Origin of the sequence: Nostoc sp., from assembly GCF_036917435.1 — a bacterium.
Classification (GTDB): Bacteria; Cyanobacteriota; Cyanobacteriia; order Cyanobacteriales; family Nostocaceae; genus Nostoc.
In genome coordinates this window covers 129293-144424 of the sequence record NZ_JBALDM010000031.1, presented here as the reverse complement: position 1 = coordinate 144424, position 15132 = coordinate 129293, and the positions used below count along the sequence as shown (strand labels likewise).

Genomic DNA, 15132 nt, shown 5'->3' with positions numbered 1-15132 from the left:
TTCTACTGTCGCACAACTGAAGTTGTAGGGGCAATTTATGAATTGCCCCTACGTGAAAATCTTTCTTTTTGGCTATTGTTTGCACGATTTTTATTACTGTGATGGAGAATGGAAAACTAGATCCATCCTTTGTTGTCACCCATCAATTGCCACTAGAGCAAGCACCTCACACCTACCACATCTTTAAACAAAAAAAGGATAAGTAAGTGGGTCAAATAAATATAAAACCTCACCCTGTCTCCGGCTTCCCTCTCCTTATTAAGGAGAAGGATTGAGGGTGAGGTTTGATGCTACCTACTTAACTGTATCAAAGTTCTTCTTAAACCCTAAATGGCAAGCAGTCATTCAGAGTTTTAAATTGTCCACCCAACATAATGCAATTGAGGTTTATTATGAATAGAGTAATTTCATGGCTGCGAAATATTCGCATTTCCCAAATAATCGTAGTTTTCTTAGTAGGATTTATGTTCTTGTTAGGTCAGGCTTTTAGCGACATTAATGTAGCACAAGCTGATGTTAAAACTCCAGAAGGGACTTATTATAAAGTCATACCAGACGGGCAAGGTGAAATCAGAAACGATACCCAAACAACAAATACCCAAAATCCATTAAAAGAAGCTGCTAATAATATCCGTAAAAAGTTAAATTTGGATGAAAGGACTCCTAGAGCTACAAAAGAGTTTTTTGATCCTTCAACAAACAAAGCCGGAGATAAAGCTTCATCATCCGATGGAAATAGAGAAGGCTATTATCAAAATCCTCCTAGCAAGCAACTGAGAGATAGAAGCTAGATTTATAGCAACTTTAAAGTCTCAGTTTTTGAGTAGTTGAGACGCGATATTATCGCGTCTCAAAATCAGGTTAAATCGAGTATTGATATTGATATTAACGAGCCAGAAATCATAACGAAGGACTAAATAATTCAGCACTAAATACTGAGTCGATGAATGATTAATAAAAACCTGAAACGGCGTATTTACTTTGATTCACAACATAATTGTTTTGTACAGTGCGTAAGTCCTAATATCTTATAATTCCTCGCCCGCAGTTCCGATCGCATTAATCGCAGCCTCTAATGCGATCGCTACATGAGTCCAATGAGTCCCCCCCTGGCAATAAACTACATAAGGTTCACGCAAAGGCCCATCAGCCGATAATTCCAAAGTACTCCCTTCAATAAATGTCCCCCCAGCCATGACTACTTTGCTCTCATATCCCGGCATTTCATCTGGAACCGGGTCTAAGTAAGAACCAATGGGAGAATGCTGTTGTATGGCTTTACAGAAAGCAATTAGCTTTTCGGCAGAACCAAGCTTAATTGCCTGAATTACATCACCACGGGGAGCAAGGGGAGCAGGATTCACTGGATAACCGAGTTTATCAAATACATAACCAGTTAAATACGTCCCTTTCATCGCCTCTCCTACCATTTGTGGCGCGAGAAATAAACCTTGGAATAGCAGACGATTTTGGTCAAAAGTAGCACCGCCATAACTACCGATACCGGGAGCCGTGAGGCGACAGGCAGATGCCTCTACTAAGTCGGCGCGACCAGCAACATAACCACCAGCGCTGACAATGGTACCACCAGGATTTTTAATCAGCGATCCCGCCATTAAATCAGCACCTACGGCTGTAGGTTCCTTTGTTTCAATAAATTCGCCGTAGCAGTTATCCACAAAGCAAACGGTGTTTGAGTTCTGCTGTTTGACTAAGTGGACGATTTTTTCAATATCGGCAATTGATAAACTAGGTCGCCAAGAATAACCACAAGAACGCTGAATTAACACTAAACGGGTCTTTTCAGTCACATTAGTACTTAAAGCTGGCCAATCTATAGTTCCTTCGGGGTTTAGCTCCAATTGGCGGTAATTTATGCCAAACTCGATAAGAGAACCTTGACCTTTACCTCGTAAACCAATGACTTCTTCAAGCGTATCGTAGGGAGAACCGACCACTGCTAACATTTCATCTCCCGGACGGAGAACACCAAACAAAGCACAAGCGATCGCATGAGTTCCCGAAACGAACTGCACCCGCACTGCCGCAGCTTCAGCACCCATGACTTCGGCAAAAACCTTATCTAAAGTTTCTCGTCCTAAGTCATCGTGACCATAGCCACTTACACCCGCAAAGTGATGTGCGCCCACTCGGTGATTACGAAAAGCATCCAGGACTCGTTTTAGATTATGCTTGACCTGAGTGTCAATTCCAGAAAAAATTGTTAATAGTGCTTGTTCTGCTTGCCGCAGCTGTTCTAAGCTGTTCATTCAGTTCCTCGTTCAAAAAAATTAAATTATAGATATGCGGATTTTCAGATCCCACATACTAGGCTGGAAAATTCAAATTCAGGTTACTTCATGACAATTGCTACTTCAACCGAACCGAAAATTAACTGGGTTAATACCCTGTTTTTCATTGCACTGCACATCGGTGCTTTATTTGCCTTTGTTCCTGGCAACTTTAGCTGGACGGCAGTTGGTGTGGGTTTCTTACTGTACTGGATAACTGGTGGTTTAGGCATTACTTTAGGATTTCACCGCCTTGTTACCCACCGCAGTTTTCAAACTCCCAAATGGCTGGAATATCTTCTGGTTTTCTTTGGGACACTCTCCTGTGAAGGAGGCCCAATTGAGTGGATCGGGACACATCGTATCCATCATTTAAATTCTGATACACCTACTGATCCCCATGATTCTAATAGAGGTTTCTGGTGGAGCCACATGGGTTGGCTAATTCATTTTTGCGCCTCCCACGATGACGTTCCTCGTTTCACCAAAGATATTGCCGAAGACCCAGTTTATCAGTTTTTAGAAAAATATTTCATTCTACTCCAGATTGCTCTAGGTGCCTTACTTTTGTATCTGGGTGGCTGGCCTTTCGTTATCTGGGGAATTTTTGTTCGTGTTATCTGGGTTTACCACTGCACTTGGTTGGTAAACAGCGCTACTCATAAGTTTGGCTATCGGAGCTATGATTCTGGTGATAAATCGACTAATTGCTGGTGGGTAGCCGTACTAGTTTTCGGTGAAGGCTGGCACAATAACCATCATGCCTTTCAATACTCGGCTCGTCACGGGCTGGAATGGTGGGAAATCGATTTAACCTGGATGACTGTTCAATTGCTACAAGCTGTTGGTTTGGCTACTAATGTAAAATTGGCCCCAACAAAAACGAGTTAGGAGTAGAGACGCGATTAATCGCGTCTGTTCTGTACAAGAAAGACGCGATTAATCGCGTCTGTACAAGAGTTAGAAGTTTGGAATTATGCTTAATGTGAATAAGGCTTTGGAATTTTATTTTGCCGTCGATTTTTCTCAAACCGTGATTTGAGGTAGACACAGAAATCTTATGCCAGAAGAAGCGTTTCTAATTCACATCAGGCGTGAGTTAAGAATCTAAACTCCTAACTCATCACTTCTAACTTTTCAAAAATCTATTTACGGGTGCGCTTGTGTCGGTTAGATTGCTATAATCCAAAGCGCTAATATTAAGAATTTTTGCGGCAAGTTACTAAAAAGTAACTTGGTGGAGGACTTTGTGTTGTTTTTCAGGTGTCCATGACTACATCAATAATTAACAGCCAGAAAATAAGTGACGAGCCAGGTAATTCCGACTTCCGGCTCAAAGATATTGTCAAATCCCTCCCACGGGAATGTTTTCAGCAAAACCGTCGCAAAGCTTGGACACAAGTAATACTCAGTGTCTTGGCGGTTGCCTTGGGTTATTACAGCCTGATTATTACTCCTTGGTTTCTTTTGCCCCTAGCTTGGATTTTTACAGGTACTGCCTTAACAGGTTTTTTTGTAATTGCCCATGATTGTGGTCATAGGTCTTTTGCCAAACGTCGTTGGGTAAATGATTTGGTGGGGCATATCTTTCTGATGCCGTTAATTTATCCCTTTCACAGTTGGCGTATTAAGCATAATTATCACCATGCTCATACCAACAAGCTAGAAGAGGATAATGCTTGGCATCCAATCAGACCAGAAGTGTTTGAAAATTGGGATAAAACTCGGCAGTCTGCTTTTGAACTGTTCATGCGTAAACGCCTCTGGTGGGTAGGTTCCATTGGACATTGGGCTGTTGTGCATTTTGATTGGCGGAACTTTAAAACTAAAGACCAATCGAGTATCAAGCTTTCTGTGGCTGTAGTGGTTGTGTTTGGTGCGATCGCTTTCCCAACTCTCATCGCCACAACTGGTATCTGGGGATTTGTCAAGTTTTGGCTAGTACCCTGGATGATTTACCATTTTTGGATGAGTACTTTTACTATTGTTCACCATACTGCCGCAGATGTTCCTTTTGCGACAACGAACAAGTGGAACGAAGCTCTAGCACAGTTAGCTGGCACTATCCATTGCGATTATCCACGTTGGGTAGAAATCCTTTGCCACGATATCAATGTTCATGTCCCTCATCATATTTCCACTGCTATTCCTTCATATAATTTGCGGCTAGCTTACAGCAGCATCAAAGAAAATTGGGCGAATTATCTCCATGATGAGTGTCAGTTTTCTTGGCCTTTAATGAAACAGATTACAGACGAGTGTCAACTGTATACAACTGACGTTGGTTATAAAACTTTTAACGAACATTATACAGGGCAATAGATAGCGCTGTGATTATACACTCACGCTCTTGAACCAACGAGAGCGTTTATCATGCTGTGTTTAAATAGAATCTGGCAATTGTTGACTGAGGAAAATTTTAGATAAATTGCCAGAAATTATCTTCTTGTGTGTTAGCGATCGCTTAGATTGTGGGCATCCTAAAGTTGAAAAGTAAAAAGTAAAAAGATAATTTCGCTGAATAAATTTAGTTGTTCTCAGAGCATATCTTTTTTACTTTTGCCTTGTTAGTTCCGATTTATATCCAATCAAAAGAATCCAGTGTCATCAAACATCATCACATTCAACGATTCTGCTAGCCGTGAAAAGTCTGAAAATACGACTAAATTACCTTTCACACTTGGGGATTTAAAAGCTGCAATCCCTGCTGAATGCTTTCAGCCAAATGTGACAAAATCACTTTTTTACTTTTTTCGTGACATCCTGATTATCAGTCTGCTTTATGCAGCAGCTTCTTACTTAGATTCTTGGCTTTTCTTTCCGATTTTCTGGCTAATGCAAGGAACGATGTTTTGGGCGTTGTTTGTAGTTGGGCATGACTGCGGACACCAATCTTTTTCTAAGCATAAATGGCTGAATGATTTGATTGGACATCTTTCTCACACACCAATACTTGTTCCTTATCATGGTTGGCGGATTAGTCACACAACTCATCACAAAAATACTGGCAATATCGATAACGATGAAAGTTGGTATCCTGTGACTGAATCACAATATAAGGAGATGCCTCTAGCACAAAAGATAGGCAGATATTATGCCTTTCTATTCGCTTATCCTGTGTATCTGTTTAAGCGTTCTCCTAATAAAGAAGGCTCCCACTTTTTGCCCAGCAGTTCGCTGTTCAAACCATCGGAAAAATGGGATGTTCTCACTAGTACTGTCCTTTTGATTGGGATGGTAGGGTTACTGGGTTTCCTCACCTATCAATGGGGCTGGATGTGGTTGCTGAAATATTACGCTGTACCCTATCTTGTGTTCATAGTTTGGCTAGATTTGGTAACATTCTTGCACCACACTGAGCCAGAGATTCCCTGGTATCGTGGAGAAGATTGGACTTTCCTGAAAGGTGCAATTTCTAGTATTGATCGTGATTATGGTTTGGTTAATCATATCCATCACGATATTGGTACTCATGTTGCTCACCATATATTCCTTAACATCCCTCACTACAATTTGCTGAAGGCAACTGAGGCAATCAAACCAGTGATGGGTGAGTATTTCCACAAATCGGAAGAACCTATTTGGAAGTCATTATGGAATTCATGTATCACGTGCCATTTTGTACCTGATACTGGTGGTAAGGTTTACTACACATCTACTAATCAGTTGGCTAAAGACTAAGACTTAGATTCCCGACTTCTTTTAAGAAGTCGGGAATCTGCTATTTTCGTCAGTGGTTTCTGACTATTGACCGTTTAACCTTCCTCATTCACATAAACTTTTATAAGAATTGAATTTAAGATTACTTAAATATCTTCAGAAAACTTACCTTTTGAGGAGTTTGAGGAGCGTTGGCGTAGCCCGCCGCAGGCATCGCATATTACATTATTAGTCTGTCAGTATTTCAGCGTCCTTAGACTGCGGTAACTCTCAACTTTCTGGCTGTAAGCTTATTAAATCAAGAGCTAAAATAAAATATATAGATTAAATTTGCGGATTCTTGCCCCTAATCTTACAGTAAGATTTATTTTCTCCAAACTCTTGCTGTATTGGTGGGTAAAGATTAACATATCTGTGGACAGAAGCAATATATCGTCAACCCAACTCTCAGAAAAGTGACAAACCCTTCATCTGCCTACTTTAAATCCTGTTTAGTGCCAGTTAACTTTATTTGCATGTAGTGATTAAAGACCATTACCTGCTAGGGTTATAAATTAGCACAGACTATACTATAGATAATTTACCCAAAACTTTTTCCATCTTTAAAATCAGAGGTATCAATGATTATAACTAATTTTAGCAAACATAGAAATGAATTTAAAGAACCTAAAATACTCAAGGCTAAACCACATTGGCAAGGGCAAAATTTGAATGATACTACAGTCAAAGGTAAAGATCCTAAAATACAAGATACAGTAACTGATAGTTCGATTGTCAATAACTTGAATCGTGGTCGAGTTGCTATTTTTATTGATGGTTTAAACCTATTTCATACAGCTTTACAACTTGGTATAGAAATTGACTACGTTAAATTGCTTTGTCATTTAACTAATGGTTCAAGACTGTTGCGTGCTTTCTTCTATACGGGGGTTGATATCAGCAATGAAAAGCAACAGGGTTTTTTATTGTGGATGCGTCGTAATGGCTATCGTGTAGTAGCTAAAGATATCATGCAACCAGCAGAGAACTTCAAAAAATCAAATCTGAACGTAGAAATTGCTGTAGATATGCTAACTTTAGCTCCTTATTATGATACTGGGGTCTTAGTTAGTGGAGATGGCGATCTAGCTTATGCTGTGAACGCTGTTAGCAGAATGGGGGTTAGAGTGGAAGTGGTGAGTCTACAAACTAGTACTAGTGAAAGCTTGATTGATGTCGCTGACTGCTTCATTGACCTCGACAGTATTAAAACACACATTCAAAAAGATTCTAATCTTGGCTATAGTTATCGCACGCCATCAAATTCAAACCTTTAATCCACTCTGGTATAGCATTTACCAACAAGCGTGAGGTATACCCGTAGGGGCACGGCAGTGCCGTGCCCTTACACCCCGCGATATAGTGTTGTACCGCATCTGAGTGGGAACCGCTATAGAAGTTTGCCTACTTTTAACAAGGGGCAAAATCCCCTTGTTAACTCCAAGTTTTGTGATGAATTGAAATGGATATTTTAATAGTTGAAGATGAACCAGAAATTGCTCATTTAATTCAATTATCTTTAGAGAAAGAAGGATTTTTTTGTCGCATTAGCCGCGATGGGGTGAATGCTTTGCGGATGTTTCAGGAGCAACCACCCGATTTAATCATTCTAGATTTAATGATTCCTGGTTTGGATGGGTTGGAAGTTTGCGCCAGAATTCGCCAGAAACCAGGTGCAAAAGATCCTTACATTTTGATGCTTACAGCTAAGGGTGAGGAAATCGATCGCGTGATTGGTCTATCTACTGGTGCTGATGATTACATGGTTAAACCCTTTAGCCCTAGAGAGTTGGTAGCTAGGGTACGGGCACTATTGCGGCGTAGCCTGCGCCAAGGCGGACAACATCAAGTCAATCGCACTCAACACTTTATCGTCGATGTAGATCAGCGCACTGCCAGTCGTCAAATGGATTCTCAGCAACCTGAAATTTTAGACTTAACTACCCTAGAATTTAACTTGCTAACCACCTTTGTCAGTAATCCTGGTCGAGTTTGGAACCGCACTCAACTAATTGATAAACTTTGGGGAGATAACTTTTTCGGCGATGAACGAGTGGTTGATACTCATGTAGCTCGGTTACGAAAAAAGATTGAGCCTGATTCAGCAACTCCCACTTTTATTAAAACTGTTGTTGGGGTGGGCTATAAATTTGAAGATCCTGCGGTAGCGTAAATATTATGAAAATGGGGCTGAGAACGCGCCTATTTTTCTCCCACTTAGTAGTGATGATTGTGGGGGTAGCAAGTCTAGTTAGCATTAGCAAAATCTCTTCCCCCCGTTTATTTGTACTGCATTTGGAACGATTAGAAAATCAGGGGTTCGACTTAATTGATGTTCGGACTGAATTGGTTGCAGGATTTGAGCTTGCTTGGCAGCGAAGCACTCTTTGGTCAGTTTTAGTTGGCACTACCGCCGCCGGAGGACTGAGTTACTGGGTTTCCAGACGAATTATGCAGCGCTTGACGGAGATGGAACAAATCACCCAAAAGTTTGCTGCTGGCCAGATGGATGCACGATTACCTATGTCTGATATTCCAGAACTGAATGGACTAGGTGCTAGTTTCAACCGGATGGCAGCTAGTTTAGAAGGGGTGGAAACGCGGCGGCGAGAGGTAATTGGAGATATGACTCATGAATTACGGACACCGTTAACAGTTGTGCGCGGTTACTTGGAAGAACTGGCTGATGGGGAAATTGAAGCGTCTCCTGAGATTTATCGGCGTTTAGCTAAAGAAACTAGGCGCTTAGAGCGGCTGGTGAACGATTTGCAAGAACTGTCTAAGGCAGAAGCTGGCTATTTGCCAATTAATATCCAACGGGTAAATCTGCGTCCGTTGTTAGAGTCATTAGTGGAGAAATTCACGGATCAACTTTTGGAAGATGGGCCAGTCTTGCTCTTACAATGCCCATCTGTGCTACCTCTTGTATTGGCGGATATTGACCGCACAGAACAGATTTTGGTTAATCTGCTTGGTAATGCGGTGCGTTACACTAACGAAGGTTCAATTACCATTCGTGTTGGGACTGAAGCTTCTCTTCTCTCGATCGCAGTTATAGATACAGGTATTGGTATTGCCCCAGAAAATTTGCCCCATCTGTTTGAGCGTTTCTGGCGAGCCGATCAGTCGCGCGATCGCCATTCGGGAGGTACGGGTATTGGTTTAACTATTTCCCATCGTTTGATTGAATTACAAGGCGGTCACATTCAGGTAGAAAGCGAGTTGGGAGTTGGGAGTACGTTTCGGTTTTTTCTACCTTTGGCTTAAGGGGACAGGGGGTTGAAATTTATATATTGCTTCTTTTTGGAAAACCATTGATATACAAGGCATTGACACAAGCTGTTCACGGCTGTGTCATACCTAATTGCTAATTTAAAAGTATCCAAAATTCACTCTGCTTGGTGTTAGTGATATTTTGCTTCGGAAGATCCCCCCAACCCCCCTTAAAAAGAGGGGGGCTTTATTCCCTCCTTAAAAAAGAGGGGTAGAAAGGATCGAGACTTAACTAAAGCAGGTTGATCCAAAATCTTGTTTTTTGATCGATGCCAAGATTTTGGAATTGTATGGAATATAAAGATTATTTGGCATTTGGGTAGAATGACGTATGTCTACTTTTATTTTGGCTACTTTTTTGGTTAGTTTGCTCAGTGTTTCGGGGTACGCTGCGATCGCTTATCTGTTCCCTCAAAATCGTTCCCAAGACTGACCAAATCTATAGTCATAGATTCTAGTTTTTTACAACACTCAGTGATGAGTGCTGAGTGCTGAGTGCTGAGTAAATAAAAAAACTACTCAGTCCTTTATGATTTCGTTAACTGAACCGTATTGACCGTATTGGTGCGATCGCCAGACTTCTACTTGACTCAAGTTGCTGAAGTTGCAATTAGTACGGTCTTGATACAGCAGTTTACCGAGCAGCAATGGCGTAACCGTCCAGCGTAGCTGATTGGAGTAGTCATGGGACACATGAAATAATCTTCGACATTTTCATCCCCTACCCCAGCATTGAGAGTTTGGGAATTTAATGATAGTCTACATTAACATTAGAAATGTTATAGTCTATACATTCGGTTTTTATGCCAGCAAAATTTTACATTCAGACAGAATGGGCAACTGGTTTTCTTCACTAAAAGTAGGCACAAGATGTCCTACACAAGTTGCGTGTCTGAAAGATGAGTAAATATCTGGTCAATAATTACTGGCTATTTTAGATATTTAGAGAAAATCAATCAGCACTACATAATAACGCTTGGATTTGGCATTACTGACTAATCTTGGGAGTGGAGTCTTTGCTCTCATGTAAATAGTAACCAGGAATTGGGAACTATAAAACGAAGAACAAAGCGGGATTTTTTCAAATTATGCTCATAAGCTGTCGTGCATTTAATTTGCACAGCTAGGGCGGGCAAGATGCCCACCCCACAAGAGATTTATTTTTTTGAGGATGCAAATTAAAGTATTTTCAGCTTACCTGTTGAATATTTCATTTGACTGGTAATGTTTCAGATGTTTTCTAGTTTGATTTCAACCTCTCATAACTATCAGGAGTAAATATGCAAGCAACGAACTTAACTCTGGGAATTCCCAATTTCAACACTATGAATACCCAGGATTATATTGAACTAGAACAGCAATATGGTGCTGATAATTACCATCCTTTAGATGTAGTCATCACCAAAGGAGAAGGAGTGTGGATATGGGATATAGAAGGTAAAAAATATCTGGATTTTCTTTCCGCTTATTCAGCATTAAATCAGGGTCATTGTCATCCTAAAATTCTAGCAGCCATGATTGAACAAGCTCAGAAAGTCACCTTAACTTCTAGAGCTTTTCGTAATGACCAGTTAGGAATATTTTATGAGAAACTTTCTCAAATTTCTGGTTTACCCAAAGTGCTACCCATGAATTCGGGAGCCGAAGCTGTGGAAACTGCTATTAAAGCCATTCGTAAATGGGCTTATAAAGTAAAAGGAGTACCAGAAAATCAGGCAGAAATTATTGTTTGTAGTAATAATTTTTCTGGACGCACTATTAGTTTGATTAGTTTCTCCACAGAAGAACAATATCAAGATGGGTTTGGGCCTTTAACGACCGGATTTAAAGTTATTCCTTTTGGTGATGCTGATGCATTAGAAAAAGCGATTACTCCTAACACTGCTGCCTTTTTGGTAGAACCAATTCAGGGTGAGGGGGGTATTATTGTTCCTCCTAATGGGTTTTTAAAGCAAGCAGAACAAATTTGTCGCCATCATAATGTATTACTAGTTTTTGATGAAATTCAAACAGGATTGGGACGCACTGGCAAAATGTTTGCCCATCAATATGAGGATGTTAAACCAGATGGCATAACTGTAGGGAAAGCCTTATCTGGGGGATTTTATCCCATTTCTGCTTTTATTTCGACAGAGGAAGTCATGGGTGTATTTCAGCCAGGAGATCATGGTAGTACCTTTGGCGGAAATCCATTAGCTGCTGCCATTGGAATTGCAGCCCTTGATGTAATTATTGAAGAAAAGTTGTCAGAAAAAGCCTTACAACTAGGGGAGTATTTTCTGAAAAAATTACAATCAATTGAGAGTCCATATATCAAGGAAGTGCGTGGCAAAGGTTTATTAATTGGCATGGAATTGTACCCCGAAGCTGGTGGTGCTAGACGTTTTTGTAAAGCCTTAGCTAAAGAGGGATTATTAGCTAAAGAAACTAGAGATAATGTCATTCGCTTTGCTCCACCTTTGGTTATTTCCCAAGATGAAATAGATTGGGCATTAGAGAAAATTGAGAAAGTTTTGACAACCAGTTGTTAGTTTGGCGTAAATTGAGTATGATGGTTATACTGTAGTGTTTGAAAAGTCATTAGTAGCAAAATTAATCAATCGTTTTATCCAACTCATGAGTATCTGGGATTTGCACGTCAAGTTAAATAAAAGACGGCAATCCGATCCCGGTTTGTCCTGGTACGACCACTGCGAAGCGCCTAGTACAAGAAGGCAAAAGTAAAAAGTAAAAAGGCAAAACAAAGAAGTCTTATACCATAGGCTTTTTGCCTTGTAGTCGCTGTGCAGACCGTATAACTTTTATTTTCAATAAAAAGGACAATCTACCATGAATCGTGAAGAACTTTTGCAACAGACCGTTCAACCAATTGACATCAAAGCTTTCGATGTTGTTGGCTTAGTGGAAGCTATGGGTAAGACAGCTTTCCAAGGTCGAAATTTAGGACGAGCAGCAAAAATTTATGATGCAATGCTGCAAGATAAAGAATGTACGATTATTTTGTGTTTAGCTGGGTCTTTGTTTAGTGCTGGACTTAAGGGAATAGTCCACGATTTAATTACTCACAATATGGTAGATGCGATCGTGTCTACTGGCGCTAACATCGTTGACCAAGATTTCTTTGAAGCATTGGGTTATCGTCATTATGTCGGCGATCCCTTTGCAGATGATGAAGTGCTAAGACAGCAACGGATAGACCGCATATATGACACCTACATTGATGAAGATCAACTGCGGGTATGTGACATGACGATCGCAGAAATCGCCGAGACTTTAGATAACCGTCCCTATTCCTCAAGGGAATTTATTGAGCAGATGGCGGCTTATTTAGAACGTCGAGGTAACTATGGACAATCTGTGGTGCAAGCCGCTTATCAACACCAAGTACCAATTTTTGTCCCCGCTTTTAGTGATTGTTCTGCTGGGTTTGGTTTAGTGCATCACCAATGGAATTCTCCAGAATCTCATGTAACCATTGACTCGGTGCGAGACTTCAGGGAATTGACGCAGTGCAAACTAGCTTCTAATTACACCGGATTGGTAATGATTGGTGGTGGTGTGCCGAAAAACTTCGCTCAAGATACGGTGGTAGCTGCGGAAATGCTGGGATTTGAAACGAGTATGCACAAGTATACAATTCAAGTTACCGTCGCCGATGAGCGGGATGGGGCTTTATCTGGTTCTACTCTCAAAGAAGCTCATTCTTGGGGAAAGGTAGATAAAGCTACCGAACAGATGGTATTTTCTGAAGCGACTGTGGCGTTCCCGTTAATTGCGGGGTATGCATATCATAAGGGTAACTGGCGCGATCGCCAACCGCATCGTTTAGCTGAGTTATTCACTAAACCTCAATCCAAGGTAGCGACTGTGTAGAAATTTTTAGGTGGGTAAATTTACCCCCCTGTCACAGACAAACAATAATCTCAAAATATTACCTGTAGCGGGCTTTACTCTCCTTCATTTTGCTGAGATCATTGTAGGGGCACAATATGTTGTGCCCCTACCCGTGTACTTAATTTACCCGCAATACGCTGTAATTTGACCCACTTACTTAACCATAAATGCGTATGCTATTTAAGTTGCAACTTCAAAGGCGATAAACAAATATGGTTTTTAAGTACACCAATGCATTTGTCGCTATAGCATCGGTTAATTGCGAGACTTTAATGAATTTCTATACTAAATTGCTGGAGCAAAAACCAGTTATTTTGGTTCCGAATGTCTATGCTGAGTTTAGTTTGGTTGGTATGCGATTAGGTATTTTTAAACCCAAGAACACAAACGAATCGGAATTTGAAGCTGTCAGCAAAAGTAAGATAAGTTTGTGTTTAGAGGTCAGTAACTTAGAAGATGCGATCGCTCATCTAACAGTTTTAGGCTATCCCCCACCAGGGAAGATTTCCATTGCTTCCCACGGCAGAGAAATTTATGCCTATGATCCCGATGGCAATCGTCTGATTTTACATCAAGCCAAAGAGGAGAGACGCGATTAATCGCCTCTGTACAAGAGTTTGGAGTTATTATTCTCCCCTAATCCCCAGTCCCTTTAATATTAGTGATAATAAGTAATTGGTAGTTAATCATAAATTATGGCTATAACTCAAAACTATAGATTAAATCTGATTCAATGGTATCCAGGTCACATTGCTAAAGCTGAAAAGAAGCTCAAAGAGCAGCTTAAGCGCGTAGATGTAGTATTTGAGGTACGAGACGCGCGGATTCCCTTAGCGACTCACCATCCCCAAATAGGCGAGTGGGTGGAGGGTAAGAAACGGGTGTTGATCCTTAACCGAGTAGATATGATTACGCCGCGAATGCGATCGCTGTGGATAGATTGGTTTAAACGTCAAGGTGAAGTCCCTTATTTTACCAACGCTCAACACGGTAAAGGTATAACAGAAGTAGCGCAGGCAGCGCAAGCCGCCGGAGTAGAACTCAATCAAAGAAGAAGCGATCGCGGAATGTTACCTCGTCCAGTGCGGGCTGTGGTAATTGGTTTTCCCAACGTTGGTAAATCAGCTTTAATTAACCGCCTTTTAGGACGGCGAGTAGTGGAAAGTGCAGCCCGTCCTGGAGTGACTCGCCAACTGCGATGGGTACGAATTTCCGAACATTTGGAATTACTAGATGCTCCTGGTGTCATCCCTATCAGGTTAGAAGATCAAGATGCAGCATTGAAATTAGCTATTTGTGATGATATCGGTGAAGCATCTTACGATAATCAGCTAGTAGCAGCAGCCTTAGTAGATTTATTCAACTATTTGGAAGCTGTAACTACAGATTTATTACCAAAGAAACCATTACAGTCGCGTTACCAACTCGATTCGACATCCGACACTGGAGATACTTATTTACACGCCTTGGCCGAACATCGTTACAAAGGTGATGTAGAGCGTGCTGCAAGGCAACTGTTAACAGATTTTCGCAAAGGATTGTTCGGTGAAATGAGTTTAGAATTACCTCCTAACTAGATTACAAGCATTTTCAGCCTGTTTTTGAGTAGCAGGCGAGTAGTACTCAAAAGTCTGGGCACTCCCGCTTTCTAGCTGAAGTGATTGCTTTTCCTGGTGTACTGGCTTATGAGCAGACACCAGAACAAGCAGTTGCGATCGCTAGCAGTTGAACCGCCAAAAAAAATGCCCAAGAATGTTTGCGGCTGATCGGCATGGCACTCAAAAATCTAGCCAGCACTACGAACAATACCCAGGCGATCGTCGCTACGCTAACGAAATAAATATTTATTTTTGTTCCATGACTTTTAAGCAGTTGCTCTCAAACCTTCTGAAATGAAGTGCAATTATTACTTTTTCTCTCTTTGCCGAGTTACGGGCTAAACGCCCCGCTATTCGCGTACAGCACTCAGCACTGT

13 protein-coding genes are annotated in these 15132 nt (G+C 41.0%); 11 read left to right on the top strand and 2 right to left on the bottom strand.

What is annotated here, in order from left to right; genetic code table 11:
• The first annotated feature begins 392 nt into the window (after nt 1-392).
• The gene (locus V7K98_RS13545; protein ID WP_335022545.1) at nt 393-791 is read left to right on the top strand and encodes a hypothetical protein; all 399 of its coding nucleotides are present in this window, start codon (nt 393-395) and stop codon (nt 789-791) included.
• A 237-nt stretch (nt 792-1028) separates the two neighbouring features.
• Here the strand turns inward: V7K98_RS13545 and V7K98_RS13540 are convergent, their stop codons facing one another.
• Nucleotides 1029-2270 (bottom strand): methionine gamma-lyase family protein, encoded by a 1242-nt coding sequence (locus V7K98_RS13540; protein WP_335022543.1) that lies wholly within the window; start codon nt 2268-2270, stop codon nt 1029-1031.
• Nucleotides 2271-2360: 90 nt separating this feature from the next.
• Between V7K98_RS13540 and V7K98_RS13535 the strand changes: the two genes are divergently transcribed.
• The 6 genes from V7K98_RS13535 (at nt 2361) to V7K98_RS13510 (ending at nt 9257) form a co-directional block, all read left to right on the top strand.
• A complete protein-coding gene (locus V7K98_RS13535; RefSeq protein WP_335022541.1) occupies nt 2361-3182 on the top strand; it encodes an acyl-CoA desaturase in 822 nt (273 codons plus the stop codon).
• A gap of 378 nt (nt 3183-3560) precedes the next feature.
• Nucleotides 3561-4613, top strand: a complete 1053-nt coding sequence (locus V7K98_RS13530) for a fatty acid desaturase (protein ID WP_335022539.1) — start codon at nt 3561-3563, stop codon at nt 4611-4613.
• Between the two features lie 279 nt (nt 4614-4892).
• A complete protein-coding gene (locus tag V7K98_RS13525; RefSeq protein WP_335022537.1) occupies nt 4893-5972 on the top strand; it encodes a fatty acid desaturase in 1080 nt (359 codons plus the stop codon).
• Between the two features lie 599 nt (nt 5973-6571).
• Complete coding sequence (locus V7K98_RS13520) at nt 6572-7267, top strand: LabA-like NYN domain-containing protein (RefSeq protein WP_335022535.1); 696 nt, start codon at nt 6572-6574, stop codon at nt 7265-7267.
• Nucleotides 7268-7452: 185 nt separating this feature from the next.
• Nucleotides 7453-8163: a response regulator transcription factor gene (locus V7K98_RS13515; protein WP_335022533.1), complete on the top strand. Its 711-nt coding sequence runs from the start codon at nt 7453-7455 to the stop codon at nt 8161-8163.
• Between the two features lie 5 nt (nt 8164-8168).
• Nucleotides 8169-9257 carry a sensor histidine kinase gene (locus tag V7K98_RS13510; protein ID WP_335022531.1) on the top strand — a complete coding sequence of 363 codons (1089 nt, stop codon included), beginning with the start codon at nt 8169-8171 and terminating at the stop codon, nt 9255-9257.
• A 525-nt stretch (nt 9258-9782) separates the two neighbouring features.
• Here the strand turns inward: V7K98_RS13510 and V7K98_RS13505 are convergent.
• Entirely contained in the window at nt 9783-9956 is a 174-nt protein-coding gene (locus V7K98_RS13505; protein ID WP_335022529.1) for a hypothetical protein, read from the bottom strand.
• A 587-nt stretch (nt 9957-10543) separates the two neighbouring features.
• Here V7K98_RS13505 and rocD point away from each other — a divergent pair.
• From rocD to ylqF, 4 genes are all read left to right on the top strand, one after another.
• Nucleotides 10544-11794: an ornithine--oxo-acid transaminase gene (gene rocD / locus V7K98_RS13500; RefSeq protein WP_335022527.1), complete on the top strand. Its 1251-nt coding sequence runs from the start codon at nt 10544-10546 to the stop codon at nt 11792-11794.
• Nucleotides 11795-12092: 298 nt separating this feature from the next.
• A complete protein-coding gene (locus tag V7K98_RS13495) occupies nt 12093-13136 on the top strand; it encodes a 1,9-bis(guanidino)-5-aza-nonane synthase (protein WP_335022526.1) in 1044 nt (347 codons plus the stop codon).
• A gap of 233 nt (nt 13137-13369) precedes the next feature.
• Nucleotides 13370-13756, top strand: coding sequence for a VOC family protein (locus tag V7K98_RS13490; RefSeq protein ID WP_335022524.1), 387 nt, complete (start codon nt 13370-13372; stop codon nt 13754-13756).
• Between the two features lie 96 nt (nt 13757-13852).
• Nucleotides 13853-14734 carry a ribosome biogenesis GTPase YlqF gene (ylqF, locus tag V7K98_RS13485; protein WP_335022522.1) on the top strand — a complete coding sequence of 294 codons (882 nt, stop codon included), beginning with the start codon at nt 13853-13855 and terminating at the stop codon, nt 14732-14734.
• Nucleotides 14735-15132: the final 398 nt, after the last annotated feature.

Bases quoted from the DNA above. Each gene is read 5' to 3' on its own strand.
- V7K98_RS13495 (WP_335022526.1), top strand. From the start codon at position 12,093: ATGAATCGTGAAGAACTTTTGCAACAGACCGTTCAACCAATTGACATC.
- V7K98_RS13490 (WP_335022524.1), top strand. From the start codon at position 13,370: ATGGTTTTTAAGTACACCAATGCATTTGTCGCTATAGCATCGGTTAAT.
- V7K98_RS13540 (WP_335022543.1), bottom strand. From the start codon at position 2,270: ATGAACAGCTTAGAACAGCTGCGGCAAGCAGAACAAGCACTATTAACA.
- V7K98_RS13520 (WP_335022535.1), top strand. From the start codon at position 6,572: ATGATTATAACTAATTTTAGCAAACATAGAAATGAATTTAAAGAACCT.
- V7K98_RS13515 (WP_335022533.1), top strand. From the start codon at position 7,453: ATGGATATTTTAATAGTTGAAGATGAACCAGAAATTGCTCATTTAATT.
- rocD (WP_335022527.1), top strand. From the start codon at position 10,544: ATGCAAGCAACGAACTTAACTCTGGGAATTCCCAATTTCAACACTATG.
- ylqF (WP_335022522.1), top strand. From the start codon at position 13,853: ATGGCTATAACTCAAAACTATAGATTAAATCTGATTCAATGGTATCCA.
- V7K98_RS13510 (WP_335022531.1), top strand. From the start codon at position 8,169: ATGAAAATGGGGCTGAGAACGCGCCTATTTTTCTCCCACTTAGTAGTG.
- V7K98_RS13535 (WP_335022541.1), top strand. From the start codon at position 2,361: ATGACAATTGCTACTTCAACCGAACCGAAAATTAACTGGGTTAATACC.
- V7K98_RS13530 (WP_335022539.1), top strand. From the start codon at position 3,561: ATGACTACATCAATAATTAACAGCCAGAAAATAAGTGACGAGCCAGGT.
- V7K98_RS13545 (WP_335022545.1), top strand. From the start codon at position 393: ATGAATAGAGTAATTTCATGGCTGCGAAATATTCGCATTTCCCAAATA.